This is a genomic window from Leisingera sp. F5 (genome assembly GCF_001593695.1).
The window spans coordinates 1-2,113 of the sequence record NZ_LUKH01000569.1; the positions used below are offsets into that span (position 1 = coordinate 1).

Genomic DNA, 2,113 nt, shown 5'->3' on the forward strand with positions numbered 1-2,113 from the left:
GCCCTGCGCTGCTAGTCCTAGCTGTTGCCGTTGCCGGTAAAACGGGCAGCGTCCGCTGCCGCGCGGCGGATGGCGTTGGATTTATGGACAGTCTCCATATATTCAGCTTCCGGATCGCTGTCATAGACCACGCCGCCGCCGGCCTGGATATAGAGGTTCTGATCCTTGACGATGGCAGTGCGCAGCGCGATGCACATATCCATGTCGCCGCCCGCCGAGAAGTAGCCGACACCACCGCCATATACGCCGCGCTTTTCCGGCTCCAGCTCGTCGATGATCTCCATCGCGCGCACCTTGGGAGCGCCCGAGACGGTGCCCGCGGGCATGCCGGCGAAGAAGGCGTCGAGCGCGTCCTTGTCCTCAGCCAATTCGCCGACGACGTTGGAGACGATGTGCATCACGTGGCTGTAGCGCTCGATGATGAATTTTTCAGTCGGGCGCACGGTGCCGATTTTGGCAACCCGGCCGGTGTCGTTGCGGCCCAGATCCAGCAGCATCAGATGCTCGGCCAGCTCTTTCTTGTCGGCCAGCAGATCGGCCTCCAGCGCCTTGTCTTCCTCGGGCGTGGCGCCGCGGGGGCGGGTTCCGGCGATGGGGCGGATAGTAACCTCTTGCCCGAAGACGCGAACCAGGATTTCCGGGGAGGCGCCGACCACCTGAAAGCCGCCGAAGTTGAAGTAGAACATGAAGGGCGACGGGTTGGTGCGGCGCAGGCTGCGGTACAGTGCGAAAGGCGGCTGGCGGAACGCTTGCGTCCAGCGCTGTGCCGGCACCACCTGGAAGATGTCGCCCGCGCGGATGTAGTCCTTGGCCTTCTCCACCGCGGCCATGTAGCCGTCCTTGGTGAAGTTCGACACGGGTGGCGCGACCTCGTCCGCGTCGCCCAGATCGCGGCTTTCGGCGGGCATGGCGCGCTCCAGATCGCGCACCGCGTCCATCACCCGTTCAGCGGCCTGGGCATAGGCGGCCTTGGCGGTCTGGCCGTCGCTGGACCAGACCGGCGACACCACGGTGACCTCGCCCTTGACCCCGTCCAGAACGGCAATCACCGAGGGGCGCAGCATCAGCGCGTCGGGCAGGCCGAGGGGGTCGGGGTTCACATCCGGCAGGTGCTCCACCAGGCGGATCATGTCATAGCCCAAGTAGCCGAACAGACCGGCCGCAGCCTGCGGCAGATCGTCTGGCAGGTCGATCCTGCTTTCGGCAATCAACGCCCGCAGGTTGTCCATCGGCTTGCCGTCCTGCGGGGTGAAGTCATCCGCATCAAACCGGGCCGAACGGTTGAGGCTGGACTGCTCCCCATGGCAGCGCCAGACCAGATCCGGTTTCATGCCGATGATCGAATAGCGCCCGCGCACCTCGCCGCCGGTGACGGATTCCAGCATGAAGGCATCCTTTTGGGCGCCGGTCAGCTTGAGCATCAGCGACACCGGCGTGTCAAGGTCGGCGGCAAGGCGGGTATAGACGACCTGGTTCTTACCGGCCTCATACGCCGTGGAGAATGTGTCGAAATCGGGGGTCAGAGCCATGGGTGCTTGCCTTGATTACTGGAAGTTTGCCTGCGCTGCATTCAGCGCCTGCTGGTCGACACGGGGTTCGGCCCGGGCCTGGACGTCCTGCACATAGGCCTGGAACATTTCCTGTGCCAGCGCCTGGTCCAGCTGCGCCTGCAGAGCCTGAGTGAGAAGGTTCATGTCATCGCTTGCTTCCGGCGGCAGGATGCCGTCGAGGCGGACAGCCACGGCTGACTCCGCATCCTGCACCAGACGGAAGTTTCCGACTTCCATTTCGAACACCTGAGTGACCAGATCTGCGGGCACTGTGTCGATGTATGCGGTGCGGGTCAGACCGGTCTCGGTTTTGACCTCTGCGCCTTCAGAAAAGCCGGCGCTCTCTGCTTGGGTCAGAAGCGCCTCGCCCTGCTCACGCAGCGCTGTGCTCAGGCGGTCGGCCTGCCAGGCGGCGAGGACCTTGTCGCGGGCATCGGCAAAGGGTTCCGGACGCTCGGGCAGAACCTCGTCCAGGCGCAGCGCAAACAGGCTGCCATCGTCCAGGAAGTCCACAGCCGGGAAGTCCTCGGCGGTGACGGCGGCAGCGGCGGTGCGGAAACCCT

At 64.7% G+C, this 2,113-nt stretch carries 1 protein-coding gene and 1 pseudogene; both read right to left on the reverse strand.

Going from position 1 to position 2,113, the window contains the following annotated elements:
* Positions 1-17 precede the first annotated feature (17 nt).
* Positions 18-1,529 carry an anthranilate synthase component I gene (gene trpE, locus A2I95_RS33355; RefSeq protein WP_291736738.1) on the reverse strand — a complete coding sequence of 504 codons (1,512 nt, stop codon included), beginning with the start codon at positions 1,527-1,529 and terminating at the stop codon, positions 18-20.
* A 15-nt stretch (positions 1,530-1,544) separates the two neighbouring features.
* Positions 1,545-2,113, reverse strand: a pseudogene (locus A2I95_RS33360) (peptidylprolyl isomerase); the annotation flags it as partial.